The following is a 14,641-nucleotide window of genomic DNA, read 5'->3' as shown; positions in this document are numbered from 1 at the left end:
GTCAGCCGCCATCGGCAGCTGACTCGTGGTGCCCCTGGAGGGATTCGAACCCCCAACCGTTTCCTTAGGACGGAACTGCTCTTCCGTTGAGCTACAGAGGCTGGCCCCACGAGTTTAGCGGTTGCTCGTCGACACCGCAGCGCATCCCGCCTTCTTCCGGCGTACGCTACAGAGCGCTGCGCACGTTCTTGCACGTGCGCCCCTGTCACAGGGTGCGCCGCGACGCCCGCCCCGAGCGAACCCGAACGGGACTACGCCGGCGGGTACAAGAAGAGTGGAACCTCACTGGCCGACACGGTGCGCGTGTGGTAGGCGTGGCTGCTGTTCCAGTTGTATTCCTCGAGGATGACCGAACCGTCGCTGTTGACCGACTGCACATAGGCCACGTGGTTGTAATTGAACCAGGCGACGGCGCCGACGACGGGAGTGTCGCCGGTGGCCCAGCCGTGATCGGCCCAGGCGCTGGCCCAAGCGCTCGCGTTGCCGCCGCCGGGGGTGAGCTTGCTCCAGGTCCAGGTCCACGGGGAGCCGGTGGAGCCGGCGTCGCGGTTGAGCCGCCACGCCACGAAGTCGACACATTCGCGGTAATAGTAGCCGAGCGGAGACAGCCCGCCACCCTGGGTGTCGGTGGCGCGGTCGTACCAGGGATAGTCGTCGCCCTTGGCGCGCACGCTGTAGACGGCGAAGTCCGATGCGGCCGAACGAGCAGCCTCAGCGGACTGCTGAGCAGCCAGCACGCGCTTGGCCTCGGCATCCCGCTCGGCGAGTTCCTCGCTGGTGGTCGCCGAGAAGCCGTCGCGGGCCACGGTGATGGCTGCGGCGCCATTGGCCACCGTGACACCCTGCGCATCGACTTCCCGCGCGGTCGCGGTGACGGTGTCGTCCGCGCCGGGGGCGAACGCATAGGCCGGAAGTCCGGCGGTGAGGAACAGTCCGGGGATGGCCAGCAGGGTTACGGCGATCTTCAACGGGCGCCGGCGGCGCGACCGAGGCACCGGGCGGCTGACTGCCGGAACCGCTCGCGGCGGCGCGACCGGATTGAGCCGGTTGCTCCGGGTCACGATGGAGGCCAGGTCGGAATCCGACATCGGAGTTTCTACAATCGCCACCGGAACGGGCACGGCAGCCGACGCGTTCACGCCCACCGGAATGTTCACGGTGACGTCGACTGGGTTCTCTGCCGCCTCGCGCTGCGCACGCAGTTCGCGGCGCGTGGGAACCGAATTCGGGGCCTCTGGCGAACCAGAAGTGCCGGGTGGGCCGGATTGGGGCAAAAGATGATCCTCTAACGCACCAAGATCGGGGTTCGGCGCCCTTCAATCTTAGGCGACGGCGACCAGTAAGTCACTTTCTGGCGTTACATCTCCGTTATATTTCTCACTCAGGCCGCGGGAGCCAGGAACTCGTCCCACTGCGGCAGCGGTCGCTCGGCGCCGCGCACCACCCAGGTCGTACCGACCGGCAACCCTGGGTGGAACAGGAGTTTCCAGCCCATCTCGGCCGGCGTGCGGTCGCTCTTGAGGTTGTTGCAGCGCAGGCAGCAGGCCACGAGGTTGTCCCAGGTGTCCCGCCCTCCTCGCGACCGAGGCTGCACGTGGTCGATCGTGCTGGCCGTCTTGCCGCAGTACCCGCAGCGGTGCTCGTCCCGACGCAGCACGCCCCGCCGGCTGACCGGCACGGCCCGGGACCGCGGGATGCGCACATAGCGCGTGAGCAGGATGACGCTCGGCCGTTCCCAGGAACCGGAGGCGGCGTAGATCGGATGCCCCTGGTCGGACTGCACGATCGTTGCCTTGTGATTCATCACCAGCACGAGTGCTCGTTTGAAAGACACCACGGCGAGGGGCTCATATCCCGCATTGAGGACCAGTGTGCGCATGCGTTCCCTTTCGAAAAGGGCTGGACGGCTTCCAGCCATTCGAACTACGACAATCGGCAAGAAGGAGCGAACAGGCAAACAAAAAGAGCGCCGTCACAATGACAACGCCCTACCGGTCACACCGTGTCCCAGACACGCGCAACTCAGGTTTGCTCGACTGCTCTGCCCCAACGCGGAGCGGCAGCGCACATCCATGGTGTGGATCGTGCGCCGCTCGCGCATGGGCTCTCCCGAAGACTCACAGAACATCAGAGCTATAGGTTAACCCACATTCGGCGCCCCTGCTAAGAGCGGGACGCCGAATGTGCTAGGTGTTACGAAACATTCATCTGGGGATCGGTCGGGCTCAGCCGCCGATCCGCACGATGTAGTACGAGCTGGTCCAAATCGGCTGCACGCGCACGGACGCCCCCTCGTACGGCGCATGCAGGATGTTGCCGTTGCCGGCGTAGAACCCGTCGTGGCCGTCCATGATGACGAGGTCGCCCGGCTGAGCCTCCGATTCGGGGATGCGGGTGCCGGCCGCGCCCTGCCCGGTTGACGAGTGCGGCAGCGAGATGCCGAACTGCGCGTAGACGTACATGACGAACCCGGAGCAGTCGAAGCCGGCCGGGGTGGCCCCGCCGTAGACATACGGAACACCCTGGTAACCCGAGGCGACGCCGTAGACGGATGCCAGGTCGAAACTCGAGTGGGCTGGTGCCGCCAGGTAGTCGGCCGACGACGGACCGGAATACGACGCGGCGTAGGAGGTCATCGCCGCCGCGGCCTCCTGGCGGCGCTCCTCGGCGGCGGCCGCCTCGGCCGAGGCAACCGCGGCAGCGGCGGCCGCCGCTGCCGCGGCCAGCTCCTCAGGAGTGGTGGCCGTGAACCCGTCGCGCGAGACGCTGACGGTATCGGCCGCGGCAGCGACCTCCACGGTCTGCGCACCCGACTCGGTCAGCTCGTTCGAGGCCGTGGACGCGTACTCATCCTCCGTCGGAGCGAACGCATAGGCCGGAATGGCCATGGTCGCGACGAGGCCGCCGGCGAGTGTCATGAAGACGATGTTCGCCACGGCGCCGCGGCGGCGTGACCTCGGGGTGGGACGAGCACGGGCGGCTCGATAGTGGCTGAGCTCAGTATGTTCGTGATCGTTGGTTCTGGAAGCGGTGCTGATGGATGTCGAGTTCGGGGCTCGACGGAACAGTTTCTTACCTAATTCGGCCAAAGTAATTACCTCCGGCGCCTCGACAACACTAGGTAGTTGCCCCGTCCACTGCGCTCATCGCGTGTGTGAGGAACGAAGCAAGAGACGGGAAAGAAAGGCGTCTTGATCCGTGTCCGTCGGCCGGAATTTGACCTGTGGACGCCTCCAAGTTACGTGACGTTCAACTACTTGTCACGCTGAAGACCGACTTTTCTAACAGATTGGTAACAAAATATCCGGTGTCGAGGGTCGAATTTCGACGGCTGAGCCGTGCCGGGAGGGCGGCTACGCGGCGGAGAGCGGCGTGGCGACGAAGATGTGGCCGGCGACCTCGTTGGGCAGTTCGAGACCGCCCTCGAACCCCGGCACCTGCACGAGCACATAGGAACCCACGGCGGAGAAAACCCCCGAGTTGCCGGGGAGCACACCAGAGTTCTTCAGCTGGGCCAGAAGTTCGGGGTCGACCTGCACGGGTTCGCCCAGACGCCGCACCACGGCGGTGACCGGACCCGCGGACGCGGCGACCAGATCGACGAGGCTCGTCACCCCGGACATGAAAGCGACGGCCGGCGAATCGCCCAGCTCATCGAGTCCTGGAATCGGGTTGCCATACGGCGACTCGGTCGGATGGCCGAGCATCTCCAGGATTTTGCGCTCGACCCGCTCGCTCATCACATGCTCCCACCGGCATGCTTCGTCGTGCACGAATTCCCACTCGAGACCGATGACATCGCTCAGCAGTCGTTCCGCCAGGCGATGCTTCCGCATCACGTGCACGGCCTTGCTGCGCCCGTCAACGGTGAGCTCGAGGTGACGGTCACCCGAGACGACCACCAGGCCGTCCCGTTCCATCCGGGCCACGGTCTGCGACACGGTCGGACCGGAGTGCCCGAGGCGCTCGGAGATGCGCGCCCGCAGGGGAACGATGTTCTCCTCTTCGAGGTCGAGAATCGTGCGGAGGTACATTTCGGTGGTGTCGATCAGATCCGTCATGACCAGCTTTCCTCTCGACTCGGTACGTTCTGCTCAACCTTATCGCCGCCAGGGCGGCCATTAGAATCGCCCTATGTCGAACCTCATAATTCCCACGGAACTTCTGCCCGATGATGGACGATTCGGCTGCGGCCCGTCCAAGGTCCGAACGGAACAGCTCGAACACCTAATGAAGTTCGGTGTGAGCGTGATGGGTACTTCCCATCGTCAGGCACCCGTTAAGAATTTGGTCGGGCGCGTGCGCACCGGTCTCGCGGACCTCCTCCGCGCCCCTGACGGTTATGAAGTCATTATCGGCAATGGCGGGTCCACCGCGTTCTGGGACGCCGCCGCGTTCTCCCTTATCCTCCGCCGCAGTCAGAATCTCGTCTTCGGCGAGTTCGGCGGCAAGTTCGCCGCGGCCGCGGCCGCCCCTTTCCTCGAAGCGCCCGATGTGATAGCGGCCCAGGCCGGCTCGCGCAGCGAGTTCGTGGCGACCGAGGGTGTCGACGTCTACGCCTGGCCCCAGAACGAGACCTCGACCGGAGTCATGGCGCCGGTCACCCGCGTGGTCGCCGACCCCGGAGCCCTGACCGTGATCGACGCCACGAGCGCGGCGGCCGGCATCGACTACGAGGCCGACCAGGCGGATGTCTACTACTTCGCCCCGCAGAAGAACCTCGCCTCCGACGGCGGGCTGTGGATGGCCCTCTTCTCCCCCGCCGCGATCGAGCGCGTCGAGCAGATCGCCGCGAGCGGCCGCTACATCCCCGAGTTCCTCAGCCTGAAGAATGCGATCGACAACTCGCGCCTCAATCAGACCCTGAACACGCCGGCCGTGGCCACACTCCTTCTAATCGAGAACCAGCTCGACTGGATCAACGGGAACGGCGGCCTGGCGTGGGCGTCCACGCGCACCCTCGAATCGTCATCCGTTCTCTACGACTGGGCCGAGAGCGTGTCCTACGCGACGCCATATGTCGCCAACCCGGAGCACCGCTCACAGGTGGTCGCAACGATCGACTTCGACGACGCGATCGATGCCGCAGCGATCGCAGCGATCCTGCGCACCAACGGGATCTCCGACACCGAGCCCTACCGCAAGCTCGGCCGCAACCAGTTGCGGGTCGCCACCTTCACCGCGATTGAACCCACTGACGTGCGACAGCTCGTGCGGTCCATCGAGTTCGTGGTGCAGAACTTGGGCAAGTAGGCCTCGAAATGCGGCTCTGGCTGAAAGACAGTGAGCGTCGGCCAGATCCGCTGCCAGCCCGAACGGATGCCCGCAAGGCTCTTCTTGCGGGCTCCGGCGGCTGGTTAGTGGCGCTCGTGCTCGCGGTCGTCCTCCGGGGCGAACTTGCCGCGGCGGGCGTCAACTGGTGGCTCTGGACTGCCATCATCGGCCTCGGCCTCGGCTTGCTCGGGCTCGCCTGGGTGCAGTTCCGGCGCCGGTAGGCCCTCGCCGAAGTCGATCCCGTCGAGCACGTCCTCGCCGCGGTCTTCGTCGTCGTCCGACTCGTCGTCGTCATCGTCGTCGTCGTCGTCGTCGTCGTCGTCGTCATCGTCGTCGTCATCGTCATCGTCATCGTCATCGTCATCGTCGTCATCGTCGTCGTCGTCGTCGTCATCGTCGCCGTCGTCATCGTCATCGTCGTCCGATTCGTCGTCCTCCGATGCATCGTCGTCAACGTCCAGCGCTTCAGCCAGGGCCACGGCCGCGGCGAGCTGTTGAGCCGTACGGTAGTCAGCCAGGCGGTCAGACCACGGCACCCACTCGGGTGCGATCAGCGCGTCGTCACCCGGAGTGAGCTCGGCTTCCAGAACCGACACCTCGGCGTCCTCGTCCACGCGGGCGAGGGTCACCGTCCAGCGCCAGCCCGGGTACCCGGACAGGTTGCAGTCGAACAGCAGCGAGAGCACATGCTCGCCCTCGACAATGTGGCCGAGTGGTTCGCCGATGCTGTCGGCCGGTGTGATCTCCAACAGGGCGGTGCGCGCCTGGTCGACCGCGGCCAGAAGGCGCTCGTCCGCGATGGCCTCAGGCATCGAGTTCCTCTGCGACCTTGCGCAGCATGGCCGCGATCTTGTGGCTGTGGGCCTTGTCGGGGTAGCGGCCGCGACGCAGGCTCGATCCGATGCCGTCGAGGAGTTTCACGAGGTCCTCGACGATGATTGCCATGTCGTCAGCCGGCTTGCGGCTGAGCTTGACCATGCTCGGCGGAGCCTCGAGAACGCGAACGGACAGCGCCTGGGCGCCCCGCTTGCCATCGGCGATGCCGAATTCGAGCTTCGTCCCCGCCTTGACCGTGACTCCGGCGGGCAGTGCAGAAGCGTGGAGAAAGACCTCGTGTCCGTCATCAGAGGTGATGAAGCCGAAACCCTTCTCCTCGTCGTAGAACTTGACCTTGCCGGTGGGCATCTGGACCTCGCTGGATTCCGGGCGCGCGGAATGCGCGCCAACCACACCCAGCCTATTCGGTCGGACCGGTTCCCGCCCCGTATCCTTGAGTCTGTGACCAATCAAACTCCACACGCCGCCAGCCGGCTCGAACGCATCCTTGCTTACATGGTTGCGGGTGTGGTGGGTCTGTCCATCCTCGCGTTTCTTGCCGTGATTATCGGCACGGCGGCCGGGGCCGGGGCGGACAACGGTTTCGGCCAGGGGGTCTGGCCGGCGGTGCTTGCTTTGCCGCTGTTTGGATTGCCTCTCGGATTCGTGCTGATCATCGTCCTCATGGTGATGTCCGGCATGCGTCGCGCTCGTGAGGCACGACAGAATAAGGAGTAGCAATGCTCACACTCGCTTCGCGCCTTCGGGCGCTTGATGACGCAACGTTGCGTCGCACGATCGACATCCGCGCGGTCTCGGCCACCGGCATCCGTGATTTCTTCGACTTGGCCGAGGCTCTCCTCGAGCCGGAGGCGATCCAGCGGGTGCTGGCACGGCTCGACCGGGCCACCCTCGCCGTCCTCGCCGTCGCCGGTGAGTTCGGCCAGGGAGCGGAGGTCGGCACTGATGCCGCACCGTCGCTGTTCAATCTCGCCGAGCGCCTCTCCGAGCTGGCGGGTTCGCCCGTCGACGTGGCCGAGGTCGCCGGCCGAGCCGCCGAACTGGATTCGCTCATGCTCGCACGCCTGGCGGACGGACGTTTCAGCCCCTACCCGGCGGTGGCCGCGCAGCTGCTGACCTGGCCGGACCAAGGCCTGCCGACCGCACTCGAGCTGGCCTCGACGCCCGCACCCGCCGCGCTGGCCAGCGTCGACAAGACCGACACCCGGTTCACCGACCGCCTGGCGGCGGAGCGCGCCTTCGCCGCGGTGTCCTCGATCGCCGAACTGGTCACGGAGCTCGCCCGCGAACCGGCCAGGGAACTCAGCCGGGGCGGGCTCGGCCTGCCCGACACCAAACGCCTCGCCGCCGTGATGGGCGTCGACATCGAATCCGTGCCCGCGTTCGTCGCGACCGCGGCCCGAGCCGAGCTCATCGTGCACTCCGACGGCTACTGGAACGAGACCGAGACCGGCGAGGCCTGGTTGCTGGAGAGCACCGCCCGCCGCTGGGCGACCCTCGCCGACGCCTGGCATGCGGCCCTGCCGCCGGATGTGCGCGGTATCCTCGCCCGCCGGCCCGGCGTGTCCTGGGGCGACGTGCTGCGCAGCTTCGTGACCTGGCTCTACCCGGCCGGCGGCCAGTGGATGGACGACCGGGTCACCGAGTTCGCCGAGGACGCGGAACTGATCGGCATCACCGCCCACCAAACCACGAGCCCGGCCGGTGCCGCGGTGCTGGCCGGCGACCTCGAGGCGGCCGTCGCGACCATGGCGGCATCACTGCCACCGACCGGCGGCGCGGTGTACCTGCAGAATGACCTGTCGATCGTGTCTCCCGGCCCGCTCGCCCCCTCGATCGACACCCGCCTGCGCGGGCTCGCCGACGTGGAGAGCCGCGAACTGGCACTGAGCTACCGCATCACCGCCAACTCCGTGAACCGCGCCCTGGCGGCCGGCGAAACCGCGGAGTCACTGCTCGAATTCCTGCGCACCGTATCCCTGACCGGCATCCCACAGCCCGTCGACTACCTGATCCGGGAGTCCGCCGCCCGCTATGGACGCGTGCGCGTCGGGCCGACCGACCCGATGGAGTCCCCGGCACAGGCCTATGTCCAATCCGACGATGCGGCCCTGTTGAGCACCATCGCCGTGGACCAGACGCTCGCCTCGCTCGGTCTCGTGCCCGCCGAGGGCAGCCGGCTGACCAGCCGGTTCCCCGCCGACGTGGTTTTCTGGGCGCTCAGCGATGCGCGCTACCCCGTCGCCGCGGAGGACGCGACACATGAAATCGTGCATCTGCGCCGCCACCAGAGCGGCGCCCGAGCCCTGCCCGTGGACGCCCCCGATCCCGCCGTCGCCCTGGTCGAGAAGCTGCGGGCCGCCGATGGCGGTGAAGGTCAGGCCGCGGATGCCTGGCTCGCCCGCCAGCTCGACTCGGCGATCAAGGCGAAACAGACCGTCGTCGTCAGCATCGCCATGCCCGGCGGCGTGGTGGTCGACTATCTGCTCGAGCCGGCCAGTGTGGGCGGTGGGCGCTTCCGGGCCCGGGACCGACGCGCCGACATCGAGCGTACCCTGCCGCTGTCCAGCATCATCAGCATCACGCCGGCACCGTAGTGCGTGCGTTCACGCTGACCGGGCGTAGGATTGACGGCTATGTCTGATGGCCCTCTGATCGTCCAAAGTGACCGTACGGTTTTGCTCGAAGTCGCCCACCCTCTTGCCGAGGATGCGCGCCACGACCTGGCCGTCTTCGCCGAACTGGAGCGTGCCCCCGAGCACATCCACACCTACCGCATCACCCGGTTGGGTCTGTGGAACGCCCGCGCCGCGGGGCACGACGCATCGAACATGCTGGCCACGCTCGAAAAGTACTCGAAGTTCGCTATCCCGCAGACTGTCAGCGTCGACATCACCGAGACGGTCGGCCGGTACGGCCGGCTCGTCATCGAGCGCGACGCCGAGGGTCAACTCATTTTGCAGAGCAACGACGAGGCCGTGCTCACCGAGATCGCCGGGGCCCGGCGAATCGCACCCCTTCTGATCGGGCATCCGTCGCCGGACTCGTTCCTGGTTGAACCGTGGGCCCGCGGCCAACTCAAGCAAGAACTGGTGAAACTGGGCTGGCCGGCCGAGGACCTCGCCGGCTACACGCCGGGAACGCCGCATCCGATCGGTCTCAAGGAAGACGGCTGGGCGCTCCGCGATTACCAGAACAAGGCCGTCTCCAGCTTCTTCGACGGCGGTTCCGGCGTGGTCGTGCTGCCCTGCGGGGCCGGCAAGACACTGGTCGGGGCCGGGGCCATGGCCACAGCCAAGACCAACACACTCATCCTCGTCACCAATACCGTTTCTGCCCGGCAGTGGCGCGACGAGCTGCTCAAGCGCACTACCCTCACCGCCGACGAGATCGGTGAGTACTCCGGGCAGGTCAAGGAGGTCAAGCCGGTCACGATCGCGACCTACCAGATCCTCACCGCAAAGCGGAAGGGCGAATACGCGCACCTCGAGCTGCTCGACGCCATGGACTGGGGCCTCGTCATCTACGACGAGGTGCACCTGCTGCCCGCCCCCGTGTTCAAGCTGACCGCGGAGCTGCAGGCCCGGCGCCGCCTCGGCCTGACCGCCACCCTGGTGCGCGAGGACGGCCGCGAGGGTGACGTCTTCAGCCTGATCGGGCCCAAGCGGTTCGACGCACCCTGGAAGGAGATCGAGGCCCAGGGCTTCATCTCCCCGGCCTCCTGCTACGAGGTGCGCATCGACCTGCCGCAGTCCGAACGGCTCAGCTATGCGGCCGCCGCCGACGACGAGCGCTACCGGATGGCGGCGACCGCACCCGCGAAGCTCGACGTCGTCAAGCGGCTGGTGGCCAAGCACCCCGGAGAACGCATCCTTGTGATCGGCCAGTACCTCGACCAGATCGACGAACTCGCCGAGGCACTGAACGCCCCCAAGCTCACCGGCGCGACCCCCGTCGACGAACGCGAGCGCCTCTACCAGGCCTTCCGGGTCGGCGAGGAGAATCTGCTCGTGGTGTCGAAGGTCGCGAATTTCTCGGTCGACCTGCCAGAGGCCACCGTCGCCATCCAAGTCTCTGGTTCCTTCGGCTCACGCCAGGAGGAGGCCCAGCGCCTCGGCCGGCTGTTGCGGCCGAAGGAGTCCGGTCTCTCCGCGAACTTCTACACACTCGTGGCCCGCGACACCGTCGACCAGGACTTCGCCCAGAACCGCCAGCGTTTCCTCGCCGAACAGGGCTACTCCTACACGATCCTCGACTCGCAGAACCTGGACGCGCAGGCCGTCGCCGTCTGAGGACGCGTCAGGATGCCGTCCGGCGGGCGTAGCGCAGGAAGAGCATGTCGCCGGCGGTCAGCACGTGCAGCAGGGACATCTCCCGGGTGACGGCCGCGGCGCCGGCGGAGATCCGCCCCGCCGGGCCTCCCTCGAGCACGGGGCTGACGCTCAGGCACAGCTCATCGACGCCGTCAGCCTCGATCATCGCGCCGAACAGGTTCGGCCCGCCCTCGCAGAGCATCTGCCGGAGGCCCCGCCGGGCCAGTTCGGCCCGCATCCGGTGCGGGTCCACGGCGTCCTCCCCGCAGACCAGCACGTCCGCCACCGTGGCGAGTTCCGCGCGTCGCTGCGGCGGCGACGCCGCGTGAGTCACGACCAGCGGCCGCACGGCGGCATCCGCGAACAGCGGATGGGTCAGGTCGAGGTCCAGCCGCGAGGACACGACGGCGACCGGCAGCTGCGCCGGGAGTCCCTGCCCCACCCGCCACTCGGCATCCGCAGCGTCCAGGCGGATGCCACCGTACCCCTCGGCGCGCACCGTGCCCGCGCCGACCACGATCACGTCGGAGAGCATCCGCAGGGTGACGAAAACGAGCTTGTCGTCGGGATTCCCGAGCCCGCCGCTCACGCCCTTGCGGGTGGCGGCGCCGTCGAGGCTCGCGATGAAATTGACCCGCAGGTGCGGCACGGTGCGGTCGGTCACCCGGTAACGGATGATCAGCTCGTCACGATCCAGCATCGTCACGCCAGGTTGTGACGCGCGTAGGCCGGTTCGCGGAAGCCCAGGATCGCCTCAGTCATCCGCACGGCGTCGACCGCGGCGACGACGTCGTGCATCCGCACGATCCGCGCGCCCTGCAGGATGCTGTAAACGGCGGCGGCGAGCGATCCCTCGACCCGGTCGCCCCGCTCCCGGTTCAGCGTTTCCCCGATGAAGTCTTTGTTCGACACCGCCACCAAGGTCGGGTAGCCGAGCGCCGTGATCTCGCCAAGCCTCCGGGTCAGCTCGAGCGAGTGGTAGGTGTTCTTGTTCAGGTCGTGCCCCGGGTCGACGATGATGCGGGAGGCCGGAACACCGCGACCGAGCGCCAGCTCGACCCGTTCCTGCAGGAAGGCCAAGACCTCACCCACCACGTCTCCGTAGGTGGGCACGGGCCACGGCGTGCGCGGCGGCGCGAGGCTGTGGGTGATCACAAGCGTCGCATCGCTGTCCGCGACGACGTCAGCCATGGCCGGATCATGCACCCCGGTGGTGTCGTTGATCACGTGGGCGCCGGCAACCAGGCTGGCGCGCGCCACGGCGGGATGGAAGGTGTCGACGGAGATGATGACGCCCGAGCCGCGCAGGGCCTCGATCACCGGGACGACCCGGTCGATCTCCTCCTCGATCGGGATCGACGGGCCGGGCGCGAATTTCGCCCCACCGATGTCGATCCAGTCGGCGCCGTCCACGATGGCGCGGCGGGCTGCCTTCACGGCCTCATCGAGGGCGAAGGTCGCCCCCCTGTCGTAGAAGGAATCCGGCGTGCGGTTGACAATGGCCATCACGGCCACCTCACGGGAAAAGTCGAACAGTCGCCCGCCTATCAGCCGCAGCGGATGGATCAGGTCGGGCAGCGTCGGGCCAGGTTCAGTGGTCGCGTTGTCCATGTCAGTTCCTTCAGTCGGGTGCGCCGGCGAGCAGTTCGTCCAGTGCCATGCTCTCATCCGGGAGGCGAGCGGTGCGTGATCTGCCCGCCAACGTACCCGCCGGTGCGCATGCCGGGCTTTTTCAGCGAACATCCAGCTAACGCGCAGATACTAAGGTCATGACTGACGGCCCTCGCATTCTTATTGTCGACGACGAACCCAACATCCGGGATCTCCTCACCACCAGCCTGCGCTTCGCGGGCTTCGCCGTGCGAGCCGTCGGAAACGGCGCCCAGGCGATCTCGGCCGTGCTCGAGGAAGAACCCGACCTCATCATCCTGGACGTCATGTTGCCGGACATGAACGGCTTCGGCGTGACGAAGCGCCTGCGCTCCGCCGGCTACACGGCCCCGATCCTCTTCCTCACGGCGAAGGACGACACCGAGGACAAGATCACCGGCCTGACGGTCGGCGGCGACGACTATGTCACCAAGCCGTTCAGCCTCGACGAGATCGTCGCCCGGATCAAGGCGATCTTGCGCCGCACGATGCACGCCGACGAGGACGCGGTCATCCGCGCCGGCGAACTCACCATGGACCAGGACACCCACGAGGTCCTGGTCGGCGAGGCCCCCATTGAACTCAGCCCCACCGAGTTCAAGCTCCTGCGCTACCTGATGCTCAACCCGAACCGGGTCTTGTCGAAGGCTCAGATCCTGGACCACGTCTGGGAGTACGACTTCAACGGCGACGCCGGCATCGTCGAGTCCTACATCTCGTACCTTCGCCGCAAGGTGGATGCGCATTCGACCGAACCTCTCATCCAGACCAAGCGCGGCTTCGGCTACATGCTCAAGGCCGCCAAGGCGTAGTCACAGGCTGCGCCCATACACTGGCGTTCTATGCATCAGTCACTAACGGAGCGATGGAGCCGCGTCTCCCTCCGCTCCAAGATCACGGGCGTCACGGTCCTGATGCTCACGCTCGGACTGCTTGTCTCCGGCATCGGCACGATGGCCATGCTGCGCCAGTACGTGATCCAGCAGGTCGATTCCCAGCTGCAGATCGATGCGCAGTCGGCCTCGAACAGCTACTCGGCCGCCGCTCTCGGCCAGGGAACGACGGCCGTGGTCTCCTCGGACTACTACGTCGCCCTGTACGACGAACACGGCAGCCTCAAGGACCACACCTGGCGGGATGTCCCGCGCAGTGAGATTCCGACCGTGACCGGACCGCTCGACCTGCAAACGGTGATGGAGCTCGACGGCCGGACGATGACGCTGGAAGACTCGGCGCACGACACCGAGTTTCTGGCGGTCGCCGTTCCGCTCGTGATCTCGCCGCAGGGCACCCTGGGTACGCTGGTCATGGCTGTCTCATTGAAGCCGACCGAGAACACGATGGCCACCTACCTGACCATATTCCTGGGCTTCGGGCTCGGCGTCGTGCTGGTGGGAGCCCTGCTCACCCGGCTTCTCGTGACAACCACCTTCGCACCGCTGCGCGAGGTGGAACGCACTGCCGCGGCCATCGCCGACGGTGACTTCAGCCAGCGGCTCGGCGGTGCCACCCCGAACACCGAGGTCGGGCGCCTCAACCGATCGCTCAACACCATGCTGAGCCGCATTGACCGCCTCTTCAAGGACCGGGCGCGCACCATCGACCAGATGCGCCGTTTCGTCGGTGATGCCAGCCACGAGCTGCGCACTCCCCTCGTCTCGGTGCGCGGTTACGCCGAGCTCTACCGGATGGGTGCCCTGCAGACGCCGGAAGAAATCGCACAGGCCATGGAGCGGATCGAAAAGGAAGCGATCCGCATGGGCGGTCTTGTGGAGGACCTGCTGGAACTGGCCCGGCTCGACGAGACGAAGCCGCTGACCCTCGCACCGGTCGACCTGATGCCACTCGCCCGAGACGCGGCGCTCGACGCCATGGCCTCCTCCCCCGGTCGCACCATCACCGTCATCACGCCGATCCCCGCCGAGATCGAGGACACCACCGAACGCCCCGCCATCGATCTCGCCCACTCCACGGGCGAGGTGCCCTCTGACCCCGGACCAGGACCGAAGACCGAAGAGCCGAACCCAGCGGTGGGCGGCTCGGTCTCCTTCGCCGGGGCCACCCTGGCGCGTCTGCGCACCCGCAAACCCAAGAAGACGGATGTCCCGCCGCCGGCGCCGGAACACCCTCCCCTCACCGAGCCGTGCACCGTGCAGGCCGTGGTGATGGCCGAGGAGAACAAGATCCGCCAGGTCATCACGAATCTGATGGGTAACGCCCTGCGCTTCAGCCCCGCGGACAGCCCGGTCGAACTCGAGGTCGCGGTCGACCGCCACAACCAGCGCGCCTCCATCGCCGTCATCGACCATGGCGAGGGCATCCCTCCGCAGATCAGGGACAAGATCTTCCAGAGGTTCTGGCGGGCCGACACCTCCCGTGCTCGGGAGACCGGCGGCAGCGGTCTCGGTCTGGCGATCGTCGCCTCGATCGTCGCCAGCCACAATGGCTCCGTGCAGGTCGTGGAAACCCCCGGCGGCGGTGCGACCTTCCGGGTCTGGTTCCCGTTGGCGTGCTCCCCGAGCGCCCCCCAGCGCGTCGCCCCCGTCATCACTTCCTAGCGCGCCTCA

At 67.1% G+C, this 14,641-nt stretch carries 14 protein-coding genes, 1 tRNA gene and 1 pseudogene; 7 read left to right on the top strand and 9 right to left on the bottom strand.

Annotated elements, in window-relative coordinates; translation table 11 throughout:
* Positions 1-26: 26 nt before the first annotated feature.
* The 5 genes from E3T28_RS04510 to E3T28_RS04490 form a co-directional block, all read right to left on the bottom strand.
* Positions 27-101: transfer RNA gene (locus E3T28_RS04510), tRNA-Arg, on the bottom strand.
* A 150-nt stretch (positions 102-251) separates the two neighbouring features.
* Positions 252-1,088 carry a CHAP domain-containing protein gene (locus tag E3T28_RS04505; protein ID WP_134428345.1) on the bottom strand — a complete coding sequence of 279 codons (837 nt, stop codon included), beginning with the start codon at positions 1,086-1,088 and terminating at the stop codon, positions 252-254.
* 293 nt (positions 1,089-1,381) lie between these two features.
* Positions 1,382-1,879 (bottom strand): HNH endonuclease, encoded by a 498-nt coding sequence (locus tag E3T28_RS04500; RefSeq protein WP_134428343.1) that lies wholly within the window; start codon positions 1,877-1,879, stop codon positions 1,382-1,384.
* Between the two features lie 346 nt (positions 1,880-2,225).
* On the bottom strand, positions 2,226-2,918 hold the full coding sequence (locus tag E3T28_RS04495) for a C40 family peptidase (protein ID WP_134428341.1): 693 nt from the start codon (positions 2,916-2,918) through the stop codon (positions 2,226-2,228).
* 435 nt (positions 2,919-3,353) lie between these two features.
* A complete protein-coding gene (locus E3T28_RS04490; RefSeq protein ID WP_134428339.1) occupies positions 3,354-4,061 on the bottom strand; it encodes an iron-dependent transcriptional repressor DtxR in 708 nt (235 codons plus the stop codon).
* Between the two features lie 73 nt (positions 4,062-4,134).
* Here E3T28_RS04490 and serC point away from each other — a divergent pair, with 73 nt between their 5' ends.
* Complete coding sequence (gene serC / locus E3T28_RS04485; RefSeq protein WP_134428337.1) at positions 4,135-5,253, top strand: phosphoserine transaminase; 1,119 nt, start codon at positions 4,135-4,137, stop codon at positions 5,251-5,253.
* A gap of 8 nt (positions 5,254-5,261) precedes the next feature.
* Positions 5,262-5,429 (top strand): annotated as a pseudogene (locus tag E3T28_RS17100) (DUF2530 domain-containing protein); the annotation flags it as partial.
* On the opposite strand, the gene E3T28_RS04480 reads toward E3T28_RS17100, so the two are convergent.
* Together E3T28_RS04480 and E3T28_RS04475 are read right to left on the bottom strand one after the other, a co-directional pair.
* Positions 5,358-6,086, bottom strand: a complete 729-nt coding sequence (locus E3T28_RS04480; protein WP_134428335.1) for a DUF3027 domain-containing protein — start codon at positions 6,084-6,086, stop codon at positions 5,358-5,360. The pseudogene E3T28_RS17100 and the gene E3T28_RS04480 overlap by 72 nt on opposite strands.
* Positions 6,079-6,459 (bottom strand): cold-shock protein, encoded by a 381-nt coding sequence (locus tag E3T28_RS04475; protein ID WP_134428333.1) that lies wholly within the window; start codon positions 6,457-6,459, stop codon positions 6,079-6,081. Before E3T28_RS04475 ends, E3T28_RS04480 begins: the two co-directional genes overlap by 8 nt.
* Before the next feature lie 93 nt (positions 6,460-6,552).
* Between E3T28_RS04475 and E3T28_RS04470 the strand changes: the two genes are divergently transcribed.
* The 3 genes from E3T28_RS04470 to E3T28_RS04460 are packed head-to-tail and all read left to right on the top strand — an operon-like array spanning position 6,553 to position 10,403.
* Positions 6,553-6,828 (top strand): hypothetical protein, encoded by a 276-nt coding sequence (locus tag E3T28_RS04470; protein WP_134428331.1) that lies wholly within the window; start codon positions 6,553-6,555, stop codon positions 6,826-6,828.
* Between the two features lie 2 nt (positions 6,829-6,830).
* The gene (locus E3T28_RS04465) at positions 6,831-8,708 is read left to right on the top strand and encodes a helicase-associated domain-containing protein (protein WP_134428329.1); all 1,878 of its coding nucleotides are present in this window, start codon (positions 6,831-6,833) and stop codon (positions 8,706-8,708) included.
* A gap of 39 nt (positions 8,709-8,747) precedes the next feature.
* Positions 8,748-10,403 (top strand): DNA repair helicase XPB, encoded by a 1,656-nt coding sequence (locus E3T28_RS04460; RefSeq protein WP_134428327.1) that lies wholly within the window; start codon positions 8,748-8,750, stop codon positions 10,401-10,403.
* Positions 10,404-10,410: 7 nt separating this feature from the next.
* Here E3T28_RS04460 and E3T28_RS04455 read toward each other — a convergent pair whose 3' ends face one another.
* Together E3T28_RS04455 and folP are read right to left on the bottom strand one after the other, a co-directional pair.
* A complete protein-coding gene (locus E3T28_RS04455) occupies positions 10,411-11,124 on the bottom strand; it encodes a pyrimidine reductase family protein (protein ID WP_134428386.1) in 714 nt (237 codons plus the stop codon).
* Between the two features lie 2 nt (positions 11,125-11,126).
* Positions 11,127-12,035, bottom strand: a complete 909-nt coding sequence (gene folP / locus E3T28_RS04450) for a dihydropteroate synthase (protein ID WP_134428325.1) — start codon at positions 12,033-12,035, stop codon at positions 11,127-11,129.
* Between the two features lie 158 nt (positions 12,036-12,193).
* Here folP and E3T28_RS04445 point away from each other — a divergent pair, with 158 nt between their 5' ends.
* Together E3T28_RS04445 and E3T28_RS04440 are read left to right on the top strand one after the other, a co-directional pair.
* A complete protein-coding gene (locus E3T28_RS04445; protein WP_134369100.1) occupies positions 12,194-12,886 on the top strand; it encodes a response regulator transcription factor in 693 nt (230 codons plus the stop codon).
* Between the two features lie 30 nt (positions 12,887-12,916).
* The gene (locus E3T28_RS04440; protein ID WP_134428323.1) at positions 12,917-14,632 is read left to right on the top strand and encodes a sensor histidine kinase; all 1,716 of its coding nucleotides are present in this window, start codon (positions 12,917-12,919) and stop codon (positions 14,630-14,632) included.
* Positions 14,633-14,641 lie beyond the last annotated feature (9 nt).

Source organism: Cryobacterium sinapicolor (assembly GCF_004403465.1).
GTDB classification, from domain to species: Bacteria; Actinomycetota; Actinomycetes; order Actinomycetales; family Microbacteriaceae; genus Cryobacterium; species Cryobacterium sinapicolor.
Note: the sequence above shows the minus strand (reverse complement) of the source record. Positions and strands in the feature narration are given on the sequence as shown.